20 protein-coding genes and 2 pseudogenes are annotated in these 25,651 nt (G+C 70.5%); 10 read left to right on the forward strand and 12 right to left on the reverse strand.

The genetic code is table 11. The features are described from left to right. Window positions 1-139: 139 nt before the first annotated feature. Window positions 140-1,186 carry a multicopper oxidase domain-containing protein gene (locus DEJ49_RS31545; protein ID WP_150188602.1) on the forward strand — a complete coding sequence of 349 codons (1,047 nt, stop codon included), beginning with the start codon at window positions 140-142 and terminating at the stop codon, window positions 1,184-1,186. Here the strand turns inward: DEJ49_RS31545 and DEJ49_RS31550 are convergent. Next, entirely contained in the window at window positions 1,183-2,667 is a 1,485-nt protein-coding gene (locus tag DEJ49_RS31550; RefSeq protein ID WP_150187263.1) for a HEAT repeat domain-containing protein, read from the reverse strand. The genes DEJ49_RS31545 and DEJ49_RS31550 overlap by 4 nt on opposite strands. 148 nt (window positions 2,668-2,815) lie before the next feature. Between DEJ49_RS31550 and DEJ49_RS31555 the strand changes: the two genes are divergently transcribed. Further along, a complete protein-coding gene (locus DEJ49_RS31555) occupies window positions 2,816-4,738 on the forward strand; it encodes a restriction endonuclease (protein ID WP_190329504.1) in 1,923 nt (640 codons plus the stop codon). A gap of 91 nt (window positions 4,739-4,829) precedes the next feature. Further along, the gene (locus DEJ49_RS31560) at window positions 4,830-5,897 is read left to right on the forward strand and encodes a LacI family DNA-binding transcriptional regulator (RefSeq protein ID WP_150187264.1); all 1,068 of its coding nucleotides are present in this window, start codon (window positions 4,830-4,832) and stop codon (window positions 5,895-5,897) included. A gap of 46 nt (window positions 5,898-5,943) precedes the next feature. Here DEJ49_RS31560 and DEJ49_RS31565 read toward each other — a convergent pair whose 3' ends face one another. Next, window positions 5,944-7,200, reverse strand: a complete 1,257-nt coding sequence (locus tag DEJ49_RS31565; RefSeq protein ID WP_150187265.1) for a glycoside hydrolase family 64 protein — start codon at window positions 7,198-7,200, stop codon at window positions 5,944-5,946. 236 nt (window positions 7,201-7,436) lie between these two features. Between DEJ49_RS31565 and DEJ49_RS31570 the strand changes: the two genes are divergently transcribed. Together DEJ49_RS31570 and DEJ49_RS31575 are read left to right on the forward strand one after the other, a co-directional pair. Continuing rightward, window positions 7,437-8,231: a VOC family protein gene (locus tag DEJ49_RS31570; RefSeq protein WP_150187266.1), complete on the forward strand. Its 795-nt coding sequence runs from the start codon at window positions 7,437-7,439 to the stop codon at window positions 8,229-8,231. 208 nt (window positions 8,232-8,439) lie between these two features. Continuing rightward, window positions 8,440-8,688, forward strand: coding sequence for a WhiB family transcriptional regulator (locus DEJ49_RS31575; RefSeq protein ID WP_150187267.1), 249 nt, complete (start codon window positions 8,440-8,442; stop codon window positions 8,686-8,688). A gap of 128 nt (window positions 8,689-8,816) precedes the next feature. On the opposite strand, the gene DEJ49_RS31580 is transcribed toward DEJ49_RS31575, so the two are convergent. Beyond that, window positions 8,817-11,297 carry a hypothetical protein gene (locus DEJ49_RS31580; protein WP_150187268.1) on the reverse strand — a complete coding sequence of 827 codons (2,481 nt, stop codon included), beginning with the start codon at window positions 11,295-11,297 and terminating at the stop codon, window positions 8,817-8,819. Window positions 11,298-11,440: 143 nt separating this feature from the next. Between DEJ49_RS31580 and DEJ49_RS31585 the strand changes: the two are divergent. Further along, window positions 11,441-11,764, forward strand: a pseudogene (locus DEJ49_RS31585) (response regulator transcription factor); the annotation flags it as partial. Between the two features lie 17 nt (window positions 11,765-11,781). Here DEJ49_RS31585 and DEJ49_RS31590 read toward each other — a convergent pair. The 4 genes from DEJ49_RS31590 to DEJ49_RS31605 form a co-directional block, all read right to left on the reverse strand. Continuing rightward, window positions 11,782-12,753 (reverse strand): acyl-ACP desaturase, encoded by a 972-nt coding sequence (locus DEJ49_RS31590; RefSeq protein ID WP_150187269.1) that lies wholly within the window; start codon window positions 12,751-12,753, stop codon window positions 11,782-11,784. 162 nt (window positions 12,754-12,915) lie between these two features. After that, window positions 12,916-13,692, reverse strand: coding sequence for a dimethylargininase (gene ddaH / locus DEJ49_RS31595; protein ID WP_150187270.1), 777 nt, complete (start codon window positions 13,690-13,692; stop codon window positions 12,916-12,918). 41 nt (window positions 13,693-13,733) lie between these two features. Next, a complete protein-coding gene (locus DEJ49_RS31600) occupies window positions 13,734-16,082 on the reverse strand; it encodes an ATP-binding cassette domain-containing protein (RefSeq protein WP_150187271.1) in 2,349 nt (782 codons plus the stop codon). A 10-nt stretch (window positions 16,083-16,092) separates the two neighbouring features. Next, the gene (locus DEJ49_RS31605) at window positions 16,093-17,736 is read right to left on the reverse strand and encodes an ABC-F family ATP-binding cassette domain-containing protein (protein ID WP_150187272.1); all 1,644 of its coding nucleotides are present in this window, start codon (window positions 17,734-17,736) and stop codon (window positions 16,093-16,095) included. 318 nt (window positions 17,737-18,054) lie between these two features. Between DEJ49_RS31605 and DEJ49_RS31610 the strand changes: the two genes are divergently transcribed. Next, the gene (locus DEJ49_RS31610) at window positions 18,055-18,741 is read left to right on the forward strand and encodes a GOLPH3/VPS74 family protein (protein WP_190329505.1); all 687 of its coding nucleotides are present in this window, start codon (window positions 18,055-18,057) and stop codon (window positions 18,739-18,741) included. Window positions 18,742-18,774: 33 nt separating this feature from the next. Here the strand turns inward: DEJ49_RS31610 and DEJ49_RS31615 are convergent, their stop codons facing one another. Beyond that, entirely contained in the window at window positions 18,775-19,191 is a 417-nt protein-coding gene (locus DEJ49_RS31615; protein ID WP_150187274.1) for an SsgA family sporulation/cell division regulator, read from the reverse strand. A gap of 222 nt (window positions 19,192-19,413) precedes the next feature. On the opposite strand from DEJ49_RS31615, the gene DEJ49_RS31620 reads away from it, so the two are divergent. Further along, window positions 19,414-20,517 carry a WD40/YVTN/BNR-like repeat-containing protein gene (locus DEJ49_RS31620; RefSeq protein ID WP_411757214.1) on the forward strand — a complete coding sequence of 368 codons (1,104 nt, stop codon included), beginning with the start codon at window positions 19,414-19,416 and terminating at the stop codon, window positions 20,515-20,517. Window positions 20,518-20,546: 29 nt separating this feature from the next. Here the strand turns inward: DEJ49_RS31620 and DEJ49_RS31625 are convergent, their stop codons facing one another. The 4 genes and pseudogenes from DEJ49_RS31625 to DEJ49_RS31640 all read right to left on the reverse strand — a co-directional run bounded on the left by DEJ49_RS31625 (window position 20,547) and on the right by DEJ49_RS31640 (window position 23,257). Then, window positions 20,547-20,846, reverse strand: a complete 300-nt coding sequence (locus DEJ49_RS31625; protein WP_150188604.1) for a YciI family protein — start codon at window positions 20,844-20,846, stop codon at window positions 20,547-20,549. A gap of 69 nt (window positions 20,847-20,915) precedes the next feature. Then, window positions 20,916-21,200: pseudogene (locus DEJ49_RS36595) on the reverse strand (N-acetyltransferase family protein); the annotation flags it as partial. A gap of 13 nt (window positions 21,201-21,213) precedes the next feature. Then, window positions 21,214-22,650: a flotillin family protein gene (locus tag DEJ49_RS31635; protein ID WP_150187276.1), complete on the reverse strand. Its 1,437-nt coding sequence runs from the start codon at window positions 22,648-22,650 to the stop codon at window positions 21,214-21,216. Between the two features lie 91 nt (window positions 22,651-22,741). Further along, window positions 22,742-23,257 carry a hypothetical protein gene (locus tag DEJ49_RS31640; RefSeq protein WP_150187277.1) on the reverse strand — a complete coding sequence of 172 codons (516 nt, stop codon included), beginning with the start codon at window positions 23,255-23,257 and terminating at the stop codon, window positions 22,742-22,744. Window positions 23,258-23,423: 166 nt separating this feature from the next. Here DEJ49_RS31640 and DEJ49_RS31645 point away from each other — a divergent pair, with 166 nt between their 5' ends. Together DEJ49_RS31645 and DEJ49_RS31650 are read left to right on the forward strand one after the other, a co-directional pair. Next, a complete protein-coding gene (locus DEJ49_RS31645; protein ID WP_150187278.1) occupies window positions 23,424-24,113 on the forward strand; it encodes an endonuclease V in 690 nt (229 codons plus the stop codon). Window positions 24,114-24,193: 80 nt separating this feature from the next. Next, window positions 24,194-25,639 (forward strand): glyceraldehyde-3-phosphate dehydrogenase, encoded by a 1,446-nt coding sequence (locus DEJ49_RS31650; RefSeq protein ID WP_150187279.1) that lies wholly within the window; start codon window positions 24,194-24,196, stop codon window positions 25,637-25,639. Window positions 25,640-25,651 lie beyond the last annotated feature (12 nt).

Below are 25,651 nucleotides of genomic sequence, written 5' to 3' on the forward strand. Positions count from 1 at the left end.
GATAGCACCAACTTTGTCCTGCGTGTGGATAAACAAAGATCCGGCCGATACCGTGTGGCCGTCCCCGGGGCCTCCTGCGCCCCGTCAGTCTCCGTACCGCAGTGGGGAGTTCGTCATGGACCGACTGAACCGACGGGATCTGGACAGGCGCAGCTTCAACCGTCGGATGCTCGTCGGCGGCGCGGCAGCGGCGGCGGGGGTGACATCGTTGTCGGTGGCGGGCGCGCCCGACGCGAGCACAGCCGAGGCGCCGCCGAGGACGGCACCGGCGGGCGGCGAGGTCAAGCGCATCAAGCTGTACGCGGAGAAGCTCCCGGACGGGCAGATGGGGTACGGCCTGGAGAAGGGCAAGGCGTCCATTCCCGGCCCGCTCATCGAGCTCAACGAGGGCGACACGCTGCACATCGAGTTCGAGAACACGATGGACGTCGACGCGAGCCTGCACGTGCACGGCATGGACTACGAGATCTCCAGCGACGGCACGAGACACACCAAGAGCCACGTGGAGCCGGGCGGCAAGCGCACGTACACCTGGCGCACGCACAAGCCGGGCCGCCGCAAGGACGGCACCTGGCGCCCCGGCACGGCGGGCTACTGGCACTACCACGACCACGTGGTCGGCACGGACCACGGCACCACGGGCGTGCGCAAGGGGCTCTACGGCCCGCTGATCGTGCGGCGCAAGGGCGATCTGCTGCCCGACAAGACGTTCACCGTCGTGTTCAACGACATGACGATCAACAACAAGGCGGGCCACGACGCCCCCGCGTTCGAGGCGACCGTGGGCGACCGTGTCGAGTTCGTCTCGATCACCCACGGCGAGTACTACCACACGTTCCACGTGCACGGTCACCGCTGGGCGGACAACCGCACGGGCCTCCTGACCGGCCCCGACGACCCTAGCCAGATCCTCGACGACAAGATCACGGGCCCGGGCGACTCCTTCGGCTTCCAGGTCATCGCGGGGGAGGGCGTGGGGGCCGGGGCGTGGATGTACCACTGCCATGTCCAGAGCCACTCGGACATGGGGATGGCGGGGCTGTTCCTGGTGAAGAAGGCGGACGGGACGATTCCGGAGTATGAGGCGCATCATGCAGGGGCGTCGAGCTCATCGAAGTCGCCGAAACCCTCAGGCTCCTCGAAGTCGCCGGACGCGTCGGACTCGTCCGGAGGGCACCACCACTAGTTCGTGCCGGCGCGCAGCCGCTCCATCAGCTGAGAGAGCATTTCGGCGAGGTCGTCCGGATCCGGGTAGCCGTCCGGCACCGCGCACCGGTCGGCCCAGCCGTCGGCCTCCAGCCGCTCCAGGCGTTCGAGGACGCGGGGACGGAGGTCGTCGGGGACCCGGAACCCGTCGTCCAGCGCGGCGAACAGGCAGCCCGCCACGAACGCCCAGTGCACGTCCGGGGATTCGAGCTCGTGCAGCAGCCGGTCGTACGCGTCCGGGATGTGCCGTGCGAGGGCGTCGCGGAAGCTGACGGCGCGGAGGGCGGGGACCGGCGAGTCGGCGTGCCGCTGCAGCGCGTCGGTGACGGCACCGACGTGGCGTTCCTCGGCGCAGTCGAGACCGGCCAGCGCCTGCGCGGCGGCGACGCGGACGACGGTCTCCTCGTCGTGGTCGAGGAGCCGGACGAGCCCTTCCACGGCCTCGCCCTCCACGGAGGACCCCGCGGCCATCGGGTTGAGGCCGTCGGCGGCGGCCCGGCGCACGTCGGCGTCGGGGTGTCGCAGGGCTTCGAGGAACAGCGGGTAGGGCGGCTCGTCCAAGGGCTTGTGCATCTGGAGCTCGTCGTAACAGCGCAAGACCTCGGCCAGGACGCGGGGGACGGGCTGTTGCCCCGCGCCCAGCCGGTCCAGGGCCCGGCGGACCGGTCCGTACCGGAGCGTGTCGTTGAACAGCAGCAGGTCCGAGAGCGTCTCGACACCGAGGGTGGTGCGGTCCGAGTCGTCGTCGGCGCAGAGGTCAAGAGCCTCGTCGATCAGCAGACCGACCTGCGCGCGCTCGCTCCACGACTCCCCGTCGGCGCTCCGCGCGAGGGTGACCAGGATGTCGGTGCGCTCCTCGGAACCCGGCGCGAGGGGCAGCGCTTCCGCGAACACGTCCCGCGCCCGCTCCCGCAGCCGGTCCGCGTCCTCCGCGCCCAGCGGTTCGTTCCTGCGTACGACGAGCGACGCCAGCATCACGGCGAAGTCGAACGCGAGATCGCGCTGGAAGTCCCCGGGCCGTCCGACCCCGTCGAGCCCCTGCGGGGTCCAGCCCTGCCCGCGCAGATACGCGAGGCGTTCCCGCATGTCGTCCTGCATGTCCTCGCCGACCTCCCGCAGGGCCGGGGGCCCGCCGAGCTCCTCGACGAACCGGGTCCACGCCCGCAGGAACCCCTCGGGGTCGTCCAGGTGCGCGGCGACGATCCCCTCGACGCGCCGCCGTACCCCGTCGTCGCGTCGCAGCGCGGCACAGAACCCGTCGACCACGGTCTCGTGGAAGTCGTCCGTCCACGGCTCGCGCGCCACGGCCCCGGCCAGTTCCCGAAGCGCCCACTCCAGCTCGGCACCTTCGGCGGCGGCGACCGCGGCCTTGGCACGAACGGCCACGTCGGGGTCGCGCAGAGCGCCTCCCAGCTCCTGATGCAGCTCGGCCAGCTTGCGCTCTCTCCGCTTCTTGAACATGGGGGCAGGGTATGTGGAAGGGACTTCGCTCGGCTGTGCCGACTGGATATGCGGGGCGGCGGCTGGTCGGTAGAGTCGTTGTGTTACGGCTGATTGTGGGGACAATCGGCCGGTATTCGGCTGCCGATGTCCCGGGGGGCTGCAGCATATGAGTCGTCGATCCAGCGGTTTTGTCGGTGTGTGGGCCGAAATGCAACGGCAACAACAGCGCCAGTCGGAAGCTGAAGCCAGGCGGCAGCGACAGCAGGCTCAGCAAGCGCGGGCGTATCAGTGGCGCGCCGCCCAGAGCCATCGCGAGTACCGGCAGGCCGAGGCGCAGCGACGCACCGAGGAGCTGGACGCGCAGGTCGCGGCGCTGCAGGGGATTCTTGCCGCGGGCTGCCGGGCCGCGCCCTTCAGGTCCTCCTCGCTCATGCGCCCGGAGGAGGTTCCGCCGTTCGCCCCCGGACCATTGACGCAGCCCGAGCAGCTGGCCGCCTACCAGCGGGAGTACCGGGCGTGGGCCGATGGACAGCTGGCCGAAGTGCGTGCCCACAACGCAGGCGTCGCCGCCGTGACCCAAGGAGTGAGGCGCCGGGATCCTGATGCGGTGGTCGAGTACTTCTCGGCGGCTCTGTATGCGTCGACGGGATGGCCGGAGGGATTTCCGCGGCAGGTCGCGGCCGCCTATGACCCTGCCGCCGGCCAATTGGTGCTTGATTGGGAACTGCCCGCCTACGGCGTCGTTCCTGAGGTCAAGTCGGTTCGGTACATGTACGGGACCGACCAGGACAAGGAGATAGCTCGCCCGACGAGCCAACGCCGTGCTCTGTACAGAGAAGTCCTCGCCCAGTGCATGCTGCTTGTGTTGCACGAGGTCTATGCTTCGGACGAGTTTGGCGTTCTCGATTCCGTTGCCCTGAACGGATTCGTCGACGGGCACGACCCCACGACAGGCCGGCCGGGGCGTATTTTCCTCGCCACCGTGATGGCGTCCCGTTCTTCGTTCCGTGAGCTCTACTTGGCACAAGTGGACGCCTGCAGCTGCCTGGCCGAAGCGCTGAGGGGGCAGCTCTCGTCGCGCCCCGACCAACTGGCGTCGGTCAGGCCCGGGCGACGTCCGCAGGACGTCGGGAACCGCGTCGTCGCCCACGGCAGCGACGAGGAACCGGACCTTTACGCGATGGACCCGGTCGCATTCGAGAATCTCGTCGCCGAACTCTTCCGGGCCATGGGAATGCAGGCCGTGACGACGGCACGGTCCCATGACGGCGGTGTGGACGTCGACGCCCTGGATCCGACGCCGATCCGTGGCGGCAAGATGGTCGTGCAGGTCAAGCGCTACCGCAATACGGTGCCGCCCACCGCTGTGCGTGATCTGTACGGGACGGTGCAGGACGCGGGGGTCAACAAGGGTGTCCTCGTGACGACGTCGGGGTTCGGTCCTGGATCCCACACTTTCGCCAACGGGAAGCCGCTGGAGCTGATCTCGGGTGCCGAACTCGTCGATCTGCTGCATCGGCACGGTCTGCGCGGACGGCTCGGCGGCGGAAACGGGCAGTCGGAGGCTCCGTCGCCCCTCTCGGAGCCGGACCCCCGACTGCCCGACGACTACAACGTTCTGGGCATGTCGTGGACAGGAAGCGTCGCCTTGGACGTATGCACACTCGTCTGCCGGGGCACTCGTGTCATCGGCGACGACTTCTTCGTCTTCTACAACAATCTGCAGACTCCGGACGGTTCCGTGCGGGCAGTGGCCGCCGCCGCGCCCGACAAGGCCGCGGTCTGCGTCTCCTTCGACGCACTGCCGGCCGAGGCCGACCGACTCGTGCTGGCGGCCGCAGTCGACCCCGAAGTCAACCCGGACGCCGACCTCTCTGGATTCACGGATGCCTGTATCCGCCTGCTCGACCCCGAACTGACCGAGCTCGGTACCCTCGAGGTCTCCGACGGCCGCCCACGCGAAACCGCTCTCGTACTCGGTTCGTTCCGTCGCAGGGCGAACGGGGACTGGGACTTCGTCCTGGGAGGCAAGGGTTATACGGGAGGTCTGGAAGAGCTGGTGCAGGACTTCGGCATCGAGGTGGAGTAGAGAAGCGGGGCGGAGCTTGTAAGTGGGGCGGTACCCACGGCCGGCCATACGGAAAGATGCCTCCTGACATCGTCAGGGAGGAGTGCCGAAGGTGACCGAGGAACCGCGTCCCACTCTGGAGGCCGTGGCCGCTCGTGCCGGGGTTTCCAGGGCCACCGTCTCGCGCGTCGTCAACGGGGACCCGGGGGTGCGGGAGGTGCTCGCCGAGAAGGTGCGGCAGGCCGTCGACGAGCTGGGGTACGTGCCCAACCGGGCCGCCCGGAGCCTGGTCACGCGGCGCCACGACGCGGTCGCCGTCGTGATCGCCGAGCCCGAGACGCGGGTCTTCGCCGACCCGTTTTTCGCGCTGCAACTGCGCGGCATCAGCAAGGAGTTGACGGCGCATGACATCCAGCTCGTGCTGCTCCTCACGGAGGGGCGGGACGATCACGAGCGGGTGGGGCGGTATCTCGCGGGCGGGCACGTCGACGGCGCGCTCGTCTTCTCGCTGCACTTGGACGACCCGCTGCCCGGCATCATCCGCCGCGCCGGCGTCCCGACCGTCTTCGGCGGGCGCCCCGGCTGGCCCGAGGCGGAGGGTGGCGGGCCGGACGCGCCCTACGTCGACTGCGACAACCGGGGCGGCGCCCGGGAAGCCGTGCGGCATCTGGTCGGCCTCGGACGACGCCGTATCGCGCACATCACCGGCGCCCTCGACCAGACCTCCGCGGTCGACCGGCTCGACGGGTACCGCGACGCCCTGCCCGACGTCGACCCCGCACTGATCGCCGAGGGCGACTTCACCCCGGCGGGCGGGGAGCGTGCGATGCGAGAACTGCTCGACCGTACGCCCGAGTTGGACGCCGTCTTCGCGGCCAACGACCTGACCGCGTCCGGCGCCCTCCGGGTGCTCCGCGAACGAGGTCGCAGGGTGCCGGACGACGTGGCGGTGGTCGGCTTCGACGACATGCTCCCGGTCGCCGAGCAGACCGAACCGCCCCTCACCACGGTCCGTCAGGACATAGAGGAGATGGGGCGGTTGATGGCCAGGATGCTGCTCAGGGGGAGGGGAGTGCAGGAGCGCGGCGCAGGTACGGAGGGGGAGGGGGCAGTGGAGAGTGGCGGCGGGCCTGCCGGTGTGGTTCTGCCGACGGCCCTCGTGCGCCGCGCCTCCGCATAGCACGTAACGGGCTCCTGAGAGAGGGGTTGCGAAGGGTGCGTGAGCGCTACGAACCCACGCTCACCGTGAACCGGCGCGGATTGCCGTCGTGCGCCGCGCCCGACACGTCCGGCTGCCCGTCGGGACGTACGTCGTCGTACGGGAACGCGTACCCGATGGGGGAGTTGGCGTGTACCACGCGTGACCAGTGATTGGTCACCGGGTCCCGGTAGTAGTCCGCCGTGCTCGTGCCGTTCGGCTGCGAGGGGTGGGTGAGCATGATGCTGCGGTTGAAGCCCGCCGCGAGCCGGGCCAGCAGGGCCTTCTTGTCGTCGGGGTCGTTCGGGTTGTTGGCGAACGGGCCGTGGTTGCAGGTGAAGATGTCCTTCGAGGTCGGCTTGGGGAAGGAGTGGCCGCCGTTGAACGTCAGGACATTGCCGTTGACCCGCCCGGTGAACACGCCGCGCCCGCCCTGGAGGTCGATCCTGAGGTCCGTGCCGCGGTATTTGTCCCACACCTTGTCGATGTAGCTGTTCCACACGTCGCGGAACGGCATCTGGTCCGGGCGGTCGAAGTACGGTGCCATGAGGTTCTGCGGCGAGATGACGCGCAGGACGCCGCCATTGTCACCGCGGATGACCAGCTTGTCCCAGGGCTGACCATCCTTCCGCGCCTGCGCCGTCAGATCCGCCGCGATCTTGTCGACGGCACCGCCGGGCAGCGGGGCGACGGTGTGCCTGCCGTCGCCCTCCAGGGTCAGGCCGATGGGCAGCGCGGTCACCAGGTCGACGTAGCTGATGTTGGCGTACAGCTGCTGCGGGTTGAAGGTGAACTCGCAGAACGACCACGTACGGCCGTAGTTGGGGTCCGCGCGGGTCGCGAAGGCGGGCTCGACCAGGGCGGGGCCCGGGTTGAGGAAGAAGTCCAGCTTGTCGTCGCGCACGAAGTAGACGCGGGCGCCGAACATCTGGGGCAGGGTCAGTATCTTCGGGGCGGAACCCGCGGCGCCGAGTGGGATGGCGCAGTCGACCAGGAGCGGCGTCTGCGGGGCCGAGGGCGACTCGGGTCGGTAGACGCCGCCGTCCGGCTTGAGGAGCACCCAGCGGCCGGTGCCCTGCTCGTGCCCTGTGACGTAGGCGCGCACCTGGCCGGGGAGCGACTTGTTCGCGAGGGCCAGCTCGCAGGTGGCGGGCGCGGCCCCGCCGCCCGTCCGGCCCGCCTGGCCTGCTTGCGCGCCGGGGCTCAGGGCGCTGCCCCAGACGGGGTAGGTGAGGGCGCCGGCGGCGCCGGCTGCGGTGGTCAGGAACGTTCGACGCGATATCACGGAAGGTCTCCTGCACGGTTGCGTGGGGGGTTGTGGTGTGTGGGGGCACCACGGGAGCACCACTGTCTCGGCGGGCGGGTACGGCGTCAAGAGTTGTGACTGAGAGCGCTCTCACAAATGTTTTTCCTTCATCAAATGACGTAGTGAGGGGCGTCTGGGGGCGCGGGCAGCCCGATTGTCAGTGGCGAGTGCCAGACTTCTGAGTGCGGAAGAGAGATCCGACAAAGGAGTCGATCATGCTCAATAACCGTTTCGTGACAGGTGCACCCGTCTGGGTGGACATGTGCGCTCCTGACCTCGGCAGCGTCAGCGGGTTCTACCGCGAGCTGTTCGGCTGGGAGCTCCAGCAGGGCGCCGCGGACGTCGGCGGCTACAGCCAGTACCAGCTCTCGGGCCGCACCGCCGCGGGCGCGATGGCCATATCGGGCGACGAGGCCGCGCCGGCCTGGACGCTCTACTTCCGCACACCGGAGGTGGACGCCACGGTGAAAGCGGTCGAACAGGCAGGTGGCAGCACCCTCTTCGAGGCCGTGGACATCCTCGACCTCGGCCGCATGGCGGGGCTCGTCGACGCCGGGGGCGTGCCGTTCTCCGTGTGGCAGCAGGGCGAGCTCAAGGGACTCGATGTTCTGAACGAACCGGGCGGTCTGATCTGGACCGAGCTGTACACCCCGGACGTCGCCGCGGCCACCGCGTTCTACGGCGCCGTGTTCGGCTGGCAGACGACCGAGGCGGCCTTCCCCGGCGGGTCGTACACGATGGTGCACCCGGCGGACGGCTCGGCGGACGACATGTTCGGCGGCATCGTGCCGCTGGCGAGCGACCCCTCCGAGACCGGGGCGTACTGGCTGCCGTACTTCCAGGTGGACGACTGCGACGCCGCGGCCGCCAAGGCCAGGGAGGCCGGTGGTGAGGTGCGCATGGAGCCCCTGTCGATGGAGGGCGTGGGGCGCTTCGCGAAGCTCGCGGACCCGGCGGGTGCGAAGTTCGCGGTGCTGCAGCCGTCGCCGCCCGGGGAGCAGGGGCAGTAGGGCCGGCGGAGGGTCGGGGGCGTAGCGGCGCAGCCTTCGGTGCCCGGACCGCGTGGTCAGAGCCGGGTGCCGACGGGCGTTTCGCGGTGCCCGCGGCTGGGCAGCCCTCAGCGGGGCGCCCGACGGGCACAGCCGCCTTGAGGCCGGATAGACGTTCGTTGATCGTTCGTTGATCGGTTGTTTCGCGCGGTCGGACAGCATGGGTTCCATGCAGATCGAGATGACAGCCGAGCCCGAACTCGCCTGGCAGGAGCAGGCTCTGTGCGCCCAGACCGGAGCCGAGTTCTTCTTCCCCGAGCCCGGTAGCTCGGTGCGCGAGGCGAAGGACATCTGCCAGATGTGCGAGATGCGCACGGCCTGCCTGGAGTACGCACTGAACAACGACGAGCGGTTCGGCGTCTGGGGCGGCCTCTCCGAGAAGGAGCGGTATGCCCTCAGACGCGAAACCCGCGCCTGAATCACCGAAACCGATTCGCCGATACGCAGACACACCGACACGGCCGGTACGCCGATGCCTCGAACCCGCGGACCCTTGCCGATCATGGGTCCCGCGGGTTCTCGGCCGTGCCAGGCGCGTCAGGCGTATCAGGTGTACGTCACCACGAACCGCCGCGTCCCCGCGGGGACCTGCACGTCGTCACCGGAGACGGGCAGCTGCCGACCGTCCGCCGACACCGACCGCACCGGTCCGAACCGGCACGGATAGACGTACCGCACCCGCGCCGGAGCCTCGGTCACCTCCACCGTCACCGTCCTGCGGCCCGCGTCGTGCGTGAGCCGGTAGCCGAAGGGCTCCCCGAACAGCGTCGGAGCGGATTCGACGGCCACCGTCTCGCCGTCCGGCACCCAGTGCGGACGGACACCCGGCGCGATGTACATGTGCGGATCGCGGTCCTCGTCCGCCTCGAACAGCAGGATGTCGCGGAGCAGGAGCAGATACTCCGCGGCGGCCCAGCCGTGCGGGATGTCGCCCATGTACCAGTGCCGGGCGGGCACTTCGTGGAAGTCCGACGCGATCGTGAAGGCGTGCTGCTCGTTCCAGGCGCCGAGCGCCACCGCCCGCTCCTCGGTCCGCGGGAACGCGGCCCCGACGATCCAGCCGAGCAGCGCGTCCATCCGCGCCGGATCGCCCGCGAGCAGATAGGCGTGCGCCAACTGCGTGGTGAGGTAGGGGCCGTAGGCGTTCCACGCGGACTCGTGCCGGTAGCCGCCCCGCACGAAGTGGGCGTACATGGTGTCGAGCGTGAAGCGCGCCGCCGCGTCGATGTCGGTGCCGAGCTTGCTGCCCATGTGCAGCCGCAGCGGGTGGAAGAACGCCGCGGTGCCGATCATCGTCGAGTCGAGCCTGCCGACGTCGCCGGGGCCGGTGGGGATGTACGTCTCCCAGGCGCCGCGCCTGCGCTGCTCAGCGAGGACCCAGCGCACCGAGGCCGCCGTGGCACGCTTCACGTCGTCGAAGGCCGCCCACAGTTCGGGCACGTCCGGAGAGCCGATGCGCTCCGCGAGCCGCGCCGCCTCGTACAGTCCGGCGAGCGCCCACAGGTCGTCCCAGTAGTGCGGTTTGTCGCGCTCGCCGAGGTGCTCGGCGCTCCAGCCGCTGTGCAGCAGCCCGTACTGGTCGCGGTTGTCCCGCAGCCAGCGGGCACCGTCGATCACGTACGGCGTGTAGAGCTTCGCGCCGAACGCGGCGGCGCGGCCCTTCGTGCGGTCGTAGCGGCCGATCGCCCAGAGAGCCTGCCCGTTGCTGTCCCACTCGCGGTCGTCCCGCTCGTGCGGACCGCCGTAGAAGCCGTACTCGGCGCACGGTCCGATCCGGCCCGTGCCGCGGTTGAACTTCAACGGGTAGTGCGTGCCCAGCTGGTGCTCGGCGAGCGCGCCGTCGCCCACCAGCGAGCAGGCCGTGGCCTCGACGGACGAGTCGCGGATCCAGAACGAGTCGTACACCGTGGGGCCGGGGTGGATCTCCCCGTGGTCGGAGAGGATCAGCAGCTGCGACCGCGACTGGCGGAACAGGTCGGTCAAGTGCGCGACGGGCCGCGGGAGCTCGGGCTGCAGGCCCTGTCCGAGGAGCTTCGTCGTCCAGAACGCCCGGTTGGCCTCCTCCAGCTCACCGGCCGGTACGGACCTGATCTCCGCGAGATCGGCTGCCCCACTGTACAGATCGACGGGCAGCCGTACGTCCAGCTCGAACATCTCGTCGTCGACGACCCGGAACGGCCACGCGAATGCCGCGCTGCACAACCCCGCCACCTGGTCCTGTGCCTGCCCGGCGCCGTTCAGCTTGCCGCCGTTGACCAGGTCGTGGAACGGGCTGTGCGCCAGATAGGAGGCCGGGTCGTAGCTGAAGTCCGGGTTGCCGTACACGCCGTACTGCTCGGGCACGGTGTCGAACACCGGGCCCCAGCCGCTGTTCGTCTCCACCCGGTTCTCCGCCGGCAGGTGCCGCAGGAACGTCAGCCGCCGGTCGGTGATCTGCCTGCCGTTGCGGTCGTGCCGCTGGAAGCCGCTCGGGCCCGCGGGCATCACCGCCGCGCACAGCCAGCCCTCGCGCGGCTGGCCGGTCGCGGTGCCCACCGTCACGCGGGTCACCACGAGGTCGCGCTGCCGTGCGCCGACGGTCGTCGCGAAGGTGCGCTGCACGAACGCGACGCCGTCCGGGGCGCGGAAGTCCGTGAGGACGACCGGCAGGTGCGGTGCCTCCATGCGCTGGGACACCGTGCCGTCGCCGGGCAGCTGCGGCAGGTGCAGGGCGCCCGTCGCCGGGTCGTAGAGGAAGAAGAACAAGCAGTACTTGTCGTAGACCGGCTCGATCTCACCGGCCTGACCGATCAATGACTCCTGACGGTGGTCCTTCACGCCCACCATGTGCCAGTAGCGGTACAGGGCATTGGAGGCCAGGGCGGCTTCCTTCGTCTCGTACGTTCCCGAGTCGAAGTCGTCGCTCCAGCGCCGGAAGGCCTGCTGCGCCCACCACGGCACGGGACAGGGCACGTGCGCCCGGCCCGCCCAGCTGCGCCACATGACCTCGTAGAACATCCACTCGTGGGTCTGCGCCATCTGCGCCATGGGTTCACCCCCTGACCCACCGTTGCACCGAGGGGGACGGTCGTAAATCGATGCGACAGCGCGGTGTGACCGTGGAGCGGGCAAGGGGACTTTCGACGAGGCCCTCGACCGCTGGGCGGCGCAGGGAACGCTGCCGGAGGGGCTCGGACGGCACGCCCGTGCACTACCACGCCTCCTACCCGGTCCTCGCGGATGTCGCCGCCGTCGCTGCCCGCAGCGGTCGGCGCGAAGAGGCCGGAGCGGTCGTCGAGCGCGCCGCCCGGACACTGGGGGAGAACGCCTCACCCCGCCTGCGCGCGCTGATAAGCGCAGCAGCGGCAGATCGTCCGGCTCGCGGCGCGCGGGCTGACCGACCGGGAGATCGGGGAGCGGCTCTTCCTCTCCCCGCGCACGGTCGGCTCCCACCTCTACCGCAGCTTTCCCGACTGGGAATCACGGCACGCGCCCAGCTCCGTGACCTCGTCGAGAGCGCGGGTGCCCGGAGTCAGGCGCCCCGCGCCGCCATCCGCGCCTTGCGCGCGGCCAGCCTCTCGTCGAACTTCGACGCCTCCGCGTCGAGCCCGCTCATGAAGAAGCCCAGCTCCTCCTGCGCCTTGAGGCCGTCGGGGCCGAGTTCGTCGATCTCCAGGACCCTCAGGAAGCGCAGCACGGGCTGCAGCACGTCGTCGTGGTGGATGCGCATGTTGTAGACCTCGCCGATGGCCATCTGCGCGGCGGCGCGCTCGAAGCCCGGCATGCCGTGGCCGGGCATGCGGAAGTTGACGACCACGTCGCGCACGGCCTGCATCGTGAGGTCCGGCGCGAGCTCGAACGCGGCCTTCAGGAGGTTGCGGTAGAAGACCATGTGCAGGTTCTCGTCCGTGGCGATGCGCGCCAGCATGCGGTCGCAGACCGGGTCGCCCGACTGGTGACCGGTGTTGCGGTGCGAGATGCGCGTCGCGAGCTCCTGGAAGGCGACGTACGCGACCGAGTGCAGCATCGAGTGGCGGTTGTCCGACTCGAAGCCCTCGCTCATGTGCGCCATCCGGAACTGCTCCAGCTGGTCCGGGTCGACGGCGCGCGAGGCGAGGAGGTAGTCGCGCATCACGATGCCGTGCCGGCCCTCCTCGGCGGTCCAGCGGTGCACCCAGGTGCCCCAGGCGCCGTCGCGGCCGAAGAGGGAGGCGATCTCGTGGTGGTAGCTGGGGAGGTTGTCCTCGGTGAGCAGGTTGACCACCAGCGCGATGCGGCCGATGTCGGTGACCGGGGACTGGCCCTTCTCCCACGCCTCGCCGTCCTCGAAGAAGCCGGGGAAGTTCCGGGCGTCCGAGAACGGGACGTACTCGTGGGGCATCCAGTCCTTGGCCACCTTGAGGTGGCGATTGAGTTCCTGCTCGACCACTTCCTCCAGCGCGTAGAGCAGCCGGGCGTCGGTCCAGCTGTCCGCGCTGCCGAGGTGGGGAGAGGTGATCGTCACGGGGGCTCCAGGGGGACGGGAGTACAGAGAGTTGCACGGGCAGTGCGAGCGGTGCACTACCTACGGTGTCGTAGGTTACGTTGCCGTAGGTTAAACCCTCCGTAAAGAGGCTGTGAGCCCGGCCCCCACCCGTATCGACTGCCTCTGCGGCCTCAGTGCTGGTCAGGCGTACAGTTCACGGAGCCGGACCGAGAGGCACGTCACACATCCTTCGAGCTTCTCGAACTCGCTGATGTCCACCGGAACCGGGTCGAATCCGAGATCGGCGAAGAGGTCCGCGGTGCGGGGCGCGCTCGCCGCCATGAGCAGTCTCGAGCCGCCGAGCAGCACCACGTGCGCGCCCGCCTCCTCCGGTACGGGCAGGAGGCGGGGGAAGAGGGAGGGGCTGTCGACGAGCGGCTCGTACCCGATGACCGTCCCGTCGGGCAGCGCCGTCACGGCGGACTTGAGATGCAGGACCTTGGCCACGGGCACGGAGACGACCCGCGCCCCGAGCGGTTCGAAGACGGCCCGCAGCTGCCGCACCCCCTCGGCGTCGGTCCTGCCGCCCCGCCCGACGTACAGGGTGTCGCCGATCTTGAGCACGTCGCCGCCCTCCAGCGTGCCCGGCTCCCACACCCAGTTGACCGAGCATCCGAGCCGGCCCACCGCCTCCTCGACGCCGGTCGCCTCGCCCCGCCGTGAGCGGGCGCCGGACCGGGCTATCAAGGCTACGTTCCGGAAGACGACGACCGCGTCCTCCACGAAGACCGAGTCGGGGCACGCGTCCGCCGGCTCCACCTCGAAGGTCTCCCAGCCGTGGGCGTCCAGCGCCGCCACGTACGCCTCCCACTGCCGCATGGCGAGGCCCACGTCGACCGGGGTGCGTTGCAGGTGGGTGACCAGGCCCTCCGCGAGGCGCGGGCTCGGGCGGCGGATCAGGGCCTTCTTGCTGGGCACGGACGGCTCTCCTCACGCGGGCGGGACGGGTGGCCGCAACATCATGCAGCGCGCCGCCCGCCCCCGCCCAGGGCGCCTCGCAAGTGATCCGCCGTGAACGAGCCCTCGGCTTCGAGCAGTTGCGCCGGTGTGCCCTCGAAGACGATCCGCCCGCCGTGCTTGCCGCCGTCGGGGCCGAGGTCGATCACCCAGTCCGCGTGCTTGACGACGTCGAGGTTGTGCTCGACCACGATCACCGTGTTGCCCGCGTCGACGAGCCGGTCGAGCAGGGCGAGCAGTCCGTCGATGTCCGCCATGTGCAGCCCGGTGGTCGGCTCGTCCAGGACGTACGTCGTGCCCGTGCGGTGCAACTGGGTCGCCAGCTTGATGCGTTGGCGCTCGCCGCCGGAGAGGGTGCTCAGCGGCTGTCCGAGCGTGAGGTAGGTGAGGCCCACGTCCCGCAGCGCCCGCAGCCGGGGGCCCACCGACGTGTCGTCGAGGTGGGCGAAGAAGTCCAGGGCCTGCTCGGCGGTCATCTCCAGTACGTCCACGACGGACCGGCCGCCGACCGTGAGCCGCAGCACCTCCTCCTTGAAACGGCGCCCCTCGCACGCCTCGCACGTCGTGGTCACCGGATCCATGAACGCCAGGTCGCTGTAGATGACCCCGCGCCCCTGGCAACGCTCGCACGCGCCATGCGTGTTGAAGCTGAACAGACTCGCCTTCGCGCCGGTCTCGCGCGCGAACAGCTTGCGCACCGTGTCCATGATCCCCAGGTACGTCGCCGGGGTGGAGCGGCCCGAGATGCCGATGGACGACTGGTCCACGACGACGGCGTCCGGGTACGCGTCGGTGTACACCTTCGACACCAGGGTGCTCTTGCCGGAGCCCGCGACGCCGGTGACCGCCGTGAGGACCCCGGTGGGCACCCGTACGCTCACGTTCTTGAGGTTGTGCAGGTCGGCGCCCTTGATCCAGTGGCCGCCGACGGGCTCGCGCGGGCGCTCCTTGATGCCGGTGGCGCGCCGCAGGTGGCGGCCGGTGAGGGTGTCCGCCCGGCGCAGCTCCGCCGGAGTGCCCTCGAAGACGACCAGGCCGCCCTCGGTGCCGGCCGCCGGGCCCATGTCGACGACGTGGTCGGCGATCGCGATCACGTCGGGGTCGTGCTCGACGACCAGGACGGTGTTGCCCTTGTCGCGCAGCCGGAGCAGGAGGTCGCCCAGGCGCCCCACGTCGCGCGGGTGCAGCCCGACGCTCGGCTCGTCGAAGATGTACGTCATCCCGGTGAGGCTGGATCCGAGATGGCGCACCATCTTCAGGCGCTGGCCCTCGCCCCCGGAGAGCGTGGACGTCTCGCGGTCCAGGCTGAGATAGCCGAGGCCGATCGCCTCGATCCGTTCCAGTGCCGCCACCGCGGCCGCCGCGATCGGCCCGGCCACCGGGTCGTCGACGCGCCCCAGCTCGGCGATCAGGTCGGTGACTTCCATCCGGGTGCAGTCGGCGATGCCCAGACCGTTGACGCGGGTGGCCAGCGCCGCCGGGTTGAGGCGGGCGCCGTGACAGGCGGGGCAGGACCCCTCGTGCAGGAAGTCCTGCACCATGTCGCGCGTCCGCTGGGAGAGCGTGGACAGGTCGCGGTTGAGGTAGAGCCGCTCGAAGCGGTCGGCGAGCCCCTCGTAGTCGATGTCCCGCGCGCCGCCCGTGTTGTTGACGTTCACCTTCTTCCGCGCGCGTCCGCCGTCGCCACCGCCCCGCAGCAGGAACCGCCGTTCCGCCGCGCTGAATTCGCCGACCGGCTTGTGCGTGTCCAGGTCGGGTGTGTTCGTGTACGTCTGGCCCTGCCAGGTGCCCGCGGCGAACGGCGGGAAGAGGATCGCGCCGTCCGCCAGGGATTTGGTGGGGTCGAGGATGCGGTCGTAGTCGGGCCGAACCGTGCGCCCCAGCCCGTCGCACTCGGTGCAAATGCCCGACGGGTCGTTGAACGAGTACGCCGTCGCCGGACCCGCGCTCGGTGTGCCGTGCCGGGAGAACAGCACGCGGATCACGGAGTAGATGTCCGTCATCGTGCCGACGGTGGAGCGGGAGTGGCCGCCCACCGGCTTCTGGTCGACGACGATCGCGGGGGAGAGCTCCTCGATGGCGTCCGCGTGCGGCCGCTCGTACTTCGGCAGCCGGTTGCGGACGAACCAGGTGAACGTCTCGTTCAGCTGCCGCTGCGACTCCACCGCGATCGTGTCGAAGACGACCGACGACTTCCCCGACCCGGATACCCCCGTGAAGACGGTGAGCCTGCCCTTGGGAATGCGCAGGCTCACCTCCTTGAGGTTGTTCTCACGGGCTCCGTCGACGGTGATGTAACGGTGCGTGTCCAGCTGGGTCTCTCGGTGCGTGTCCTCGTGCTTCTGGTCCATGCATCCGACGCTAGGCCGAATACCCGACAGCTTCTGTCTTCTTTTCCTGAGTGATCTCCTTGAGTTCTCCGTCCAGGAGCAGCCACCGCGTGATGCCGATGGACTCCAGGAACGGCAGATCGTGGCTGGCCACGATCAGCGCGCCCTCGTACGACTCCAGGGCCGTCGACAGCTGCTGCACGCTCGCCATGTCGAGGTTGTTCGTCGGCTCGTCGAGCATCAGCAGCTGCGGCGCGGGCTCCGCGAGCAGCAGCGCCGCCAGCGCCGCGCGGAACCGCTCGCCGCCCGACAGGGTCGCCGCCCGCTGATCGGCCTTGGCTCCCTTGAACAGGAAGCGGGCCAGGCGCGCCCTGATGCGGTTGTTGGTCGCGTCGGGAGCGTACGCCGCCACGTTCTCGGCGACGGTCAGCTCGCCGTCGAGCACGTCGAGGCGCTGCGGCAGGAAGCGCATCGGCACATGGGCCAGCGCCTCGCCGGAGACCGGTGCCAGCTGTTGCGCGATGGTGCGCAGCAGCGTGGTCTTGCCCGCGCCGTTCCGGCCGATCAGCGCGATCCGCTCGGGGCCGCGCAGCTCGAACTCGCCCTTCACGCGGGCGCCGTAGCACAGTTCGAGGTTGCTCAGGGTGAGCACCGTGCGTCCCGGGTGGACCAGGGTGTGGGGCAGGTCGACGCGGATCGCGTCGTCGTCCCGCACCGCCTCGACGGCGTCGTCCAGACGCTCCTTCGCCTCGGCCAGCCGCTCCTCGTGCATGATGCGGTGCTTGCCCGCCGACTCCTGCGCGGCGCGCTTGCGGGCACCCATGACGATCTTGGGTTCGCGCTTCTGGTCCCACATCTTCTGGCCGTACCGCTTGCGGCGGGCCAACTTGACCTGGGCGTCCGCCAGTTCCCGCTTCTGCTTGCGCAGGTCGGTCTCGGCGACGCGCACCATGCGCTCGGCCGCCTCCTGCTCCACGGCGAGGGCTTCCTCGTACGCGCTGAAGTTGCCCCCGTACCAACTCACCTCCCCGTCGCGGAGATCGGCGATCTGGTCGACCAGGTCCAGGAGTTCACGGTCGTGGCTGACGACGACCAGGACGCCCGGCCATGCCTCGACGGCCGCGTACAGGCGCCGACGGGCGTACAGGTCGAGGTTGTTGGTCGGCTCGTCGAGGAGCAGTACGTCGGGGCGGCGCAGCAGCAGCGCCGCCAGGCGCAGCAGCACCGACTCGCCGCCGGACACCTCGCCGGTGGTGCGGTCGAGTCCGATGTGGCCGAGCCCGAGCTGGTCGAGGGTGGCGACGGCGCGCTCCTCCACGTCCCAGTCGTCGCCGACCGCGGTGAAGTGCTCCTCGCGCACGTCACCCGCCTCGATGGCGTGCAGCGCGGCGCGGGTCGCGGCGATGCCGAGCACCTCGTCGACGCGCAGGCCGGTGTCGAGGGTGACGTTCTGCGGCAGGTATCCGACGTCCCCGGCGACGCGCACCGCGCCCTCGGTGGGCGTCAGTTCACCCGCGACGAGCTTCAACAGGGTTGATTTACCGGATCCGTTGACGCCGATGAGCCCGGTCCTGCCGGGTCCGAAGTAGACCTGGAGGCCGTCGAAGACGCCGGTGCCGTCGGGCCAGCCGAAGGAGAGCGACGTACAGCTGATGGAGGTGGGGTGAGTAGACATACAGGCCTCGCGGTTGCGTGGTGTGGAGCGCGGTCAGGGGCAACGCGTTCGAGACACCGCGGCGAGGGAAGGCCGGAGAACGAGAAAAGGCCTGTGCCGGGGGACGGGACGGCTCGTGATGCCGAGGTCGCACACGGCGTGCACGGCAGCGAAAGCTGCGTGACGCGGTGTCTCATGACCTCAGACGAGCAACGTCCTTCTCCTATCGACGGCAACAGAACCGCTGTACACCGTAGGTCGGGCTCCGGGGTGTGTCAACGTTTTATCGGGGGCCCGCACCCGGCCCCGTGGACGCCGACCCAGGACCTAGGAGGCGCCGTGCACTACGGCACGCTGTCCCTGCCGGCCAGACTCCTGCTCCTGTCGTGGAACGGGGAGAAGGGAAAGTTCACCGGCGGCCCCGACCTGCACCTCGTCATCCGCGCCGGCGCGCTGGCGGAGCTCGCGCAGCGCGGAGTGATCGTCGAGTCGGGCGGCATCGTCACCCCGGTGACCGGCGCGCGCACGGGCGACACGGTGCTCGACGCGCTCGCCGAACTCATCGAGGAGTCCCGGCCGCGCAAGTGGCGCGGGTGGATGACCCACCGCTCCGGTAACACCCTGAACGAGGTCCGCGACCAGCTCACCGCCCACGGCTATCTGCGCCTGGAGCGACGGCGCGTCCTCGGCCTCTTTCCCGTCCGGCACTGGGAGCTGGAGCGCGCCGGCTACGCGGAAGCGCTGCAGGCCGACGCGGGCACGGTGCTGCGCGGCCCCCGGCCGGTCACGGAGGTGTCCGAGAGCGAGGCGGCCCTCGTGATGTGCGCGGCCACCGGCAAGGTACGCCCGTTCGTCACCGGCAGGGACCGCAGGCGCTACAGGGACAGGATCGCCGAGCTCACCGACCGCGGCGGCGGCGCGTCGCTGGAGGTCACCCAGCAGATGCGCGCCCTGCGCAAGGCGCTGGCCTCGGCGATCGCGGCCGCGGAGACGGCGCGCTCGTCGAGCGGGGGCGACGGCGGCTGAGCGCGAGAACCTTGCCTGCCCCTCTCATCCCTCTCAGCAGGCGTCCCGCATCAGCTCGGCCAGGTCCTGGTCCAGATTCACGTGCCGGCTCTCCTGTCCGGCCGGCACCAGCGCCATCGTGCGGTGCAGGAAGCGCCGGAGGTCGCCGGTGCGGATGTGGACGATCGCGGTGCCCTCGGGGGCGTGGAACTCCACGACCGTGCGGTCGAACCCGTAGGGACGCACGCGCACGTCGCCGTCGCCCACCGCACGCTCCACGCCGTGGACGAGCAGCTCGCGGGCGAAGGTCCAGTAGACCTCGATGCCCTCCAGGGTCGCGGGAGCGGGGAAGCTCATGCGCACGGCGAACGGATCCCGCCGGTCGTAGTGGAGCGTCGCGGGAATGGTCGGCATCCGCGGCTCGGCGGCGACCAGGCGGGCCTCTACGGCTTGCTCGATGACGGTGGACAACGCCTGCTCCCTCACTGACTGCTGGACGACTGGGGTCGGCACTTGAATAGACGACGGAAACACCGGATGCGTGCACACGGAGGGCGGTTCGGAGCGAGTGACCTCTGTCACCGCGACACCCTGGCGGGGCCCGCGGTTCCCGGCGACCACCTCATGGGGGACACCTTCAGGCCATCTGGACGAGGCCCCGCGCGTCGGCTAGCTTCGCCCGCCATGAGGGGCATGGGGAAGACGAAGTCGACGAGGCGGATGGTACTGACGGGACTGTGCGGCGCGATGCTCGCCGGAACCGTCCTCGGCGCGCCGGGGGCCGCGGGGGCGGACGGCGGCGCGCACCATCCGGACCGGCAACCGCGCTGGCAGCTCAAGGACAGCGGCACCGACGCCCGCTTCCGGGGGCTCGCCGCCGTCAGCCGGGACACGGCGTGGGTGGCCGGTACGAAGGGGACGGTGCTGCGTACCGCCGACGGCGGCGAGACGTGGCGGGAAGTCTCCCCGCCCGGCGCCGCCGGTCTGGAGTTCCGCGACATCGAGGCGTTCGACGGGCGCCGCGCCGTGGTCCTGGCCATCGGCGAGGGTGAGGCGTCGCGAGTGCTGCGCACCGAGGACGGCGGAGCCACCTGGACGGAGTCGTTCCGCAACACCGACGCCAAGGCGTTCTACGACTGCATGACCTTCTTCGACCGGCGCCATGGCCTGGCGATGAGCGATCCCGTCGACGGCAGGTTCCGCATCCTGTCCACGGCCGACGGGGGCCGGTCCTGGAAGGTCCTGCCGAACGCGGGCATGCCCGTGGCGCAGGAGGGCGAGGCGGGCTTCGCGGCGAGCGGCCAGTGCCTGGTGAGCAACGGGCCACGGGACGTGTGGCTGGCCACGGGCGGCGGGGCACGCGCGCGTGTCCTGCACTCCGCGGACCGTGGGCTGACCTGGAAGGCCACCGACGCGCCGATCCCGGCGGGCGACCCGGCCCGCGGTGTCTTCGGGCTCGCCTTCCGCGACCGTGCGCACGGCATCGCGGTCGGCGGCGACTACCGCGCAGACCAGCCGTCGCCGAAGGCGGCGGCCGTCACCCGGGACGGCGGCCGCCGCTGGGACCCGGCGGGCAAGCCCCCGTCCGCCTACCGCTCGGGCGTCGCGTGGTTCCCGCACAGCCGCTCCGCCGCGCTCGCGGTCGGCCCGACGGGCACGGACGTCACGACGGACGGCGGCCGGAGCTGGCGGACGGTCGACTCCGGGTCGTACGACACCGTGGACTGCACGCAGGACCGGGGCTGCTGGGCCGCGGGGGAGAAGGGGCGGATCGCCCGCCTCGAAGACAGGCTCTGAGGTCTTACGCGGGGACAGGCTCTGAGGTCTTACGTGGGCAACTGCTCGCGGTACGTCGCCAGGGCCGGGGCCGTCTTCGTCGCGTAGAACTCGGTGATCCGGTACGTGCACACCTCGGCCACGGTGAACGGGTCCTCCGCGACGATCTTCTCGATCTCCGCGCGGTCCTGCGCGACGGCGATGAGCACGCCGCCGTCACGCGGGTTCTTGCGGCCCGATGCGAGCACGACACCCGCCTCGTACTGCTGGTCGAGCCAGGCGACGTGCGCTTCCAGGTGCGCGTCGACGGCGGAGAGCGGCGCGGTGTAGGTCAATTCGAGGATGAACATGATCGCGAGGCTACCGGGCGCCCCGGACCACGGATCACCGGGCGGCCCTGACCATGAAGACGTCGCGCCGAGGACCGCCGAGCCGAGGCCGCGCCCCTGGACCCGGGGCGACAGATAGAAGTGCTCCAGCCACTGCCCGTCGGCGGCGGGTCGCAGGGCGACGCACCCCGCGACCGCGCCGCCGCTCTCGACCACGGACGTGTGCTCCGCGCGGAACGCGTCCCGGAACCGCTGCCGCACCCGGTGCGGATCGAAGCGGCCGAGCCGTTCGAGATCAGGGCGCATGACGACGGCCCGGAGATCCACGAGTATCCCGATGTCCGCCGTACTCGCGGAGCGCACCGTCCAGTCCATGATCGAAGTATGCCTAGTCGGTGACTTCGATCTTTCCGTTGGCCGAAGCAGTCGGGCGCGCGGGACCCGCGGGGCTCGCGGACCTGCCGCCCGTGATGTTCTTGAGGAGCTCGGCGAGGTCGACCCCCGTGGTCGAGTTGAGGAGCTCGACGCCCTGGGCGACGTTGTCGGCGACCGTACGGGACAGCTGCCCGGCCCCGTCCGTCGAGATCACCGTCATCTTGTCCACCGCGGCGAGCGGCTCGGACGCCTTGCCGACCACGCTGGGCAGGACCTCGACGAGCATCTGCAGGACGGCCGCGTCGCCGTACTGCGCGAACGCGTCGGCCTTCTTGCGCATCGCCTCCGCCTCCGCGGCACCCCGAGCGCCGATCGACGCGGCCTCGGCCTCACCCTCCAGGCGTACGGCGTCGGCCAGCGCGGCACGGTGCGCCTTCTCGCCCTCACCGGTCAGGCGGGCCCGCTCCGCGTCGGCCTCGGCCTGCTTGACCAGGCCGATCCTGCGGGCCTCCGCCTCCTGCTCGGCCTGGTAGCGCGCGGCGTCGGCGGGCTTGCGGACCTGGGTGTCCAACTCGCTGTCGGTGAGCGCCGCCTGGCGCTTGGCGACCTTCTCCTGCTCCGTGAGCACGTCCTGCTGCCGTGCGGCCTCGGCGAGCGGCCCCGCGGCGCTCGCGCGCGCCGCCGCCTCGTCCGTCTCGGCCTTGATCTCGGCCTGCTTGAGGTAGAAGGTCCGCTGCGCGACGGCGATCTCCTCCTCCGCCTTCAGCCGTGCCTGCTCGGCGGCGCGGCGCGCCACGGCCTCGGCGATGTCCGCCTCCTGCTTGGCGCGGGCGGCCTCCGGTCGGCCCAGGTCCTCCAGGTAGGAGCCCTCGGTGGTGATGTCCTGGATCTGGAAGGCGTCCAGGACCAGGCCCTGCCCGGACAGGCTGGCCTCGGCCTCTTCGGCGACCTGCCCGGCGAACGCGGCACGGTCCCGGATGATGTCCTCGACCGACATGCGTCCCACGATGGAGCGCAGCGCGCCGGAGAGCACTTCCTGGGTGAAGCCGACGATGCCGTCCTGCTGGACGAGGAAGCGCTGCGCGGCGGCGCGTATCGAGTCCTCGGTGCCGCCGACCTTCACGATGGCGACCCCTTCGAGGTTCGCCTTGACGCCGCGCAGCGTGACCGCGCCGCGCACGGCGATCGGGATGTGCCGCGAGGACAGGTCGAGCGTGAACTTCTGCTGCACGAACGGCACGACGAAGACGCCGCCGCCGACCACGACCTTCTGGCCGCTGTTGTCGGTCATGACCCGGCCGGTGTCCGGATCCGTGGACTTCTTGCCGCGCCGGCCCGTCACGATGAAGGCCTCGCTCGGCCCCGCGACCTTGTAGCGCGTGATGACGACGAGCGCCAGCAGGACGAGGAGTACGACGACTCCCACGACCGAGATCAGGACTGGACTCATGGTGCATTCCCCCCTTGCCACCCGGGGACGGCAGATCGGTTGCGAAGGTTGGTGAGCGGTGAACGGCGGGCTGCCGGGAGCAGGGGCCGCGTCAGCGTTCGACGGGCCGGACCGCGACCGACGTCGGCGACAGCGCCGCGTCGACCCAGATCTCGGTGCCCCGGGCCACCGCGGCGGAGCTGCGGGCCGCGTACTTCACGCGCTGGCCCGCGAGGTGCAGCAGCACCTCGCCGTAGCCGTCGGCCGGAATCGCCGTGACCACGGATCCCGCGGTGCCCACGAGGTCGTCGCCGCGCGGCGTGGGCGCGGTCTGGTCGCGCATCAGGGCGCGGGTGAGCCTCCACGTCGCCCAGCCCGCCCCGGTACCGGCGCAGGCTCCCGCGACGGTGGCGGGACCGGCGCCCAGGCCGGTCGTGCCGAGCACGAGCGCTCCGCCGAAGCCGAGCATGGAGACGAATCCCGCGACGACCGGCAGGGACAGGAGCCCGTCGAAGAGCCCGTCCAGTGCCCCCGCTCCTCCGAAGAGCCCTTCCAGGACCCCGTCGAGGAGGAGCGAGAGCACCAGCAGCACGATCCCCGCGATGCCGAGACCAAGAAACACCGTCATCGGATCACTTCCCCCGTCGCGCCGTTCACCTCGGTACGGGGGAATCCTGACATGGCGGACCGGCACCGTTCATTGCCTGAATCCGGCAATCTTTACGCGTCTTTAATGCCGGGCGCGTTCGGCCGGGCGGAGGGCCTTTTTCGCGCCAACTAGGCTTCCCGGCACTATGAGCAGCTACGCGATGCCCTCCGACTGGCCCACCGACGAGCGGACGGCACGCGCCGTCCAGGACGCACTGCGCACCCGCGTCGTCCTCGACGAGGCGGGCCCGCCGCCTGGCACGGGCCATGTGACCGGCGTGGACGTCGCGTACGACGACGAGCGGGACATCGTGGCCGCGGCCGTGGTCGTCCTCGACGCCGCGATGCTCGACGTGGTCGAGGAGGCGACGGCCGTCGGCAAGGTCGCGTTTCCGTATGTGCCCGGCCTGCTCGCGTTCCGCGAGATCCCGACGGTCCTGGCGGCGCTGGACGAGCTGTGGTCGGACCCCGGGCTCGTCGTCTGCGACGGCTACGGAGTGGCCCATCCGCGCCGCTTCGGCCTGGCGAGCCACCTCGGCGTCCTGACAGGGCTGCCGACCATCGGCGTCGCCAAGAACCCCTTCGCCTTCGCGTACGAGGACCCGGCCGCCGGAAGGGGGAGCGCGTCGCCGCTGCTGGACGGCGCGGAAGAGGTCGGCCGTGCGCTGCGCACCCGCGAGGGCGTGAAGCCGGTCTTCGTCTCGGCGGGACACCGGGTCTCCCTGGACCGGGCCTGCGCGCACACCCTGCACCTCACGCCCCGCTACCGGCTGCCGGAATCCACCCGCCGCGCGGACGCGCTGTGCCGCTCCGCGCTGCGCGAGGCGGCCGGGTGACAGCCGGAAAGACGCCGGTTGAAAGCCGGAAAGACGAGCGGGTTAGCATATGAGCGCCGCCTAGCTCGAAAGATACTCCTGTGACTGTCAATGACGACTCGTTCACCAATTGGAAGCACCGCGAGGAGATCGCGGAGTCGATGATCCCGATCATCGGGAAGCTGCACCGCGAGCGGGACGTGACGGTCCTGCTGCACAGCCGCTCCTTGGTGAACAAGTCGGTGGTCAGCATCCTGAAGACCCACCGATTCGCCCGGCAGATAGCCGGTGAGGAGCTCTCGGTCACCGAGACGCTGCCGTTCCTGCAGGCCCTCACCACGCTCGACCTCGGCCCGTCGCAGATCGACCTGGCCCTGCTCGCGGAGGCCTACAAGGCCGACGACCGCGGCCTGACCGTCGAGCAGTTCACCGCCGAGGCGGTCGCCGGTGCCATCGGCGCCAACAAGGCCGAGCGCAGCGAGGGCCGCGACGTCGTCCTGTACGGCTTCGGCCGCATCGGGCGCCTCGTCGCCCGCCTCCTCATCGAGAAGGCCGGTTCGGGCAACGGGCTGCGGCTGCGCGCCATCGTCGTGCGCGGCGGCGGCGACCAGGACCTCGTCAAGCGGGCCTCGCTGCTGCGCCGCGACTCCATCCACGGCCAGTTCCAGGGCACGATCACCGTCGACGAGGCGAACAGCACGATCGTCGCCAACGGCAACGCGATCAAGGTGATCTACGCCAACGACCCGTCCGAGGTCGACTACACGGCGTACGGCATCAAGGACGCCATCCTCGTCGACAACACCGGCAAGTGGCGCGACCGCGAGGGCCTCTCCAAGCACCTGCGCCCGGGCATCGACAAGGTCGTCCTGACCGCCCCCGGCAAGGGCGACGTCCCGAACATCGTGCACGGCGTCAACCACGACACGATCAAGCCGGACGAGCAGATCCTGTCCTGCGCCTCCTGCACCACCAACGCGATCGTCCCGCCGCTCAAGGCGATGGCGGACGAGTACGGCGTGCTGCGCGGCCACGTGGAGACCGTCCACTCGTTCACCAACGACCAGAACCTTCTGGACAACTACCACAAGGCCGACCGCCGGGGCCGCTCCGCGCCGCTCAACATGGTCATCACCGAGACCGGCGCCGCCTCCGCCGTCGCGAAGGCGCTGCCCGACCTCAAGGCCCCGATCACCGGCAGCTCGATCCGCGTGCCCGTGCCGGACGTCTCGATCGCCATCCTCAGCCTGCGCCTGGGCCGCGAGACCACCCGCGACGAGGTCCTCGACCACCTGCGCGAGGTGTCGCTGCACTCGCCGCTGAAGCGGCAGATCGACTTCACGACGGCGCCGGACGCCGTGTCGATGGACTTCGTCGGGTCGCGCCACGCGTCGATCGTCGACGCCGGTGCCACCAAGGTCGACGGCGACAACGCGATCCTCTACCTCTGGTACGACAACGAGTTCGGCTACTCGTGCCAGGTCATCCGGGTCGTCCAGTACGTCTCCGGGGTCGAGTACCCGACCTACCCGGCCCCGGTGGCCTGACCACCGGACCGC

Origin of the sequence: Streptomyces venezuelae, from assembly GCF_008642335.1 — a bacterium.
In the GTDB taxonomy this organism is placed as follows: Bacteria; Actinomycetota; Actinomycetes; order Streptomycetales; family Streptomycetaceae; genus Streptomyces; species Streptomyces venezuelae_F.

Bases quoted from the DNA above. Each gene is read 5' to 3' on its own strand.
- DEJ49_RS31550 (WP_150187263.1), bottom strand. From the start codon at position 2,667: ATGTTCAAGAAGCGGAGAGAGCGCAAGCTGGCCGAGCTGCATCAGGAG.
- DEJ49_RS31555 (WP_190329504.1), top strand. From the start codon at position 2,816: ATGAGTCGTCGATCCAGCGGTTTTGTCGGTGTGTGGGCCGAAATGCAA.
- DEJ49_RS31570 (WP_150187266.1), top strand. From the start codon at position 7,437: ATGCTCAATAACCGTTTCGTGACAGGTGCACCCGTCTGGGTGGACATG.
- DEJ49_RS31575 (WP_150187267.1), top strand. From the start codon at position 8,440: ATGCAGATCGAGATGACAGCCGAGCCCGAACTCGCCTGGCAGGAGCAG.
- DEJ49_RS31580 (WP_150187268.1), bottom strand. From the start codon at position 11,297: ATGGCGCAGATGGCGCAGACCCACGAGTGGATGTTCTACGAGGTCATG.
- DEJ49_RS31600 (WP_150187271.1), bottom strand. From the start codon at position 16,082: ATGGACCAGAAGCACGAGGACACGCACCGAGAGACCCAGCTGGACACG.
- DEJ49_RS31605 (WP_150187272.1), bottom strand. From the start codon at position 17,736: ATGTCTACTCACCCCACCTCCATCAGCTGTACGTCGCTCTCCTTCGGC.
- DEJ49_RS31620 (WP_411757214.1), top strand. From the start codon at position 19,414: ATGGGGAAGACGAAGTCGACGAGGCGGATGGTACTGACGGGACTGTGC.
- DEJ49_RS31625 (WP_150188604.1), bottom strand. From the start codon at position 20,846: ATGTTCATCCTCGAATTGACCTACACCGCGCCGCTCTCCGCCGTCGAC.
- DEJ49_RS31635 (WP_150187276.1), bottom strand. From the start codon at position 22,650: ATGAGTCCAGTCCTGATCTCGGTCGTGGGAGTCGTCGTACTCCTCGTC.
- DEJ49_RS31640 (WP_150187277.1), bottom strand. From the start codon at position 23,257: ATGACGGTGTTTCTTGGTCTCGGCATCGCGGGGATCGTGCTGCTGGTG.
- DEJ49_RS31645 (WP_150187278.1), top strand. From the start codon at position 23,424: ATGAGCAGCTACGCGATGCCCTCCGACTGGCCCACCGACGAGCGGACG.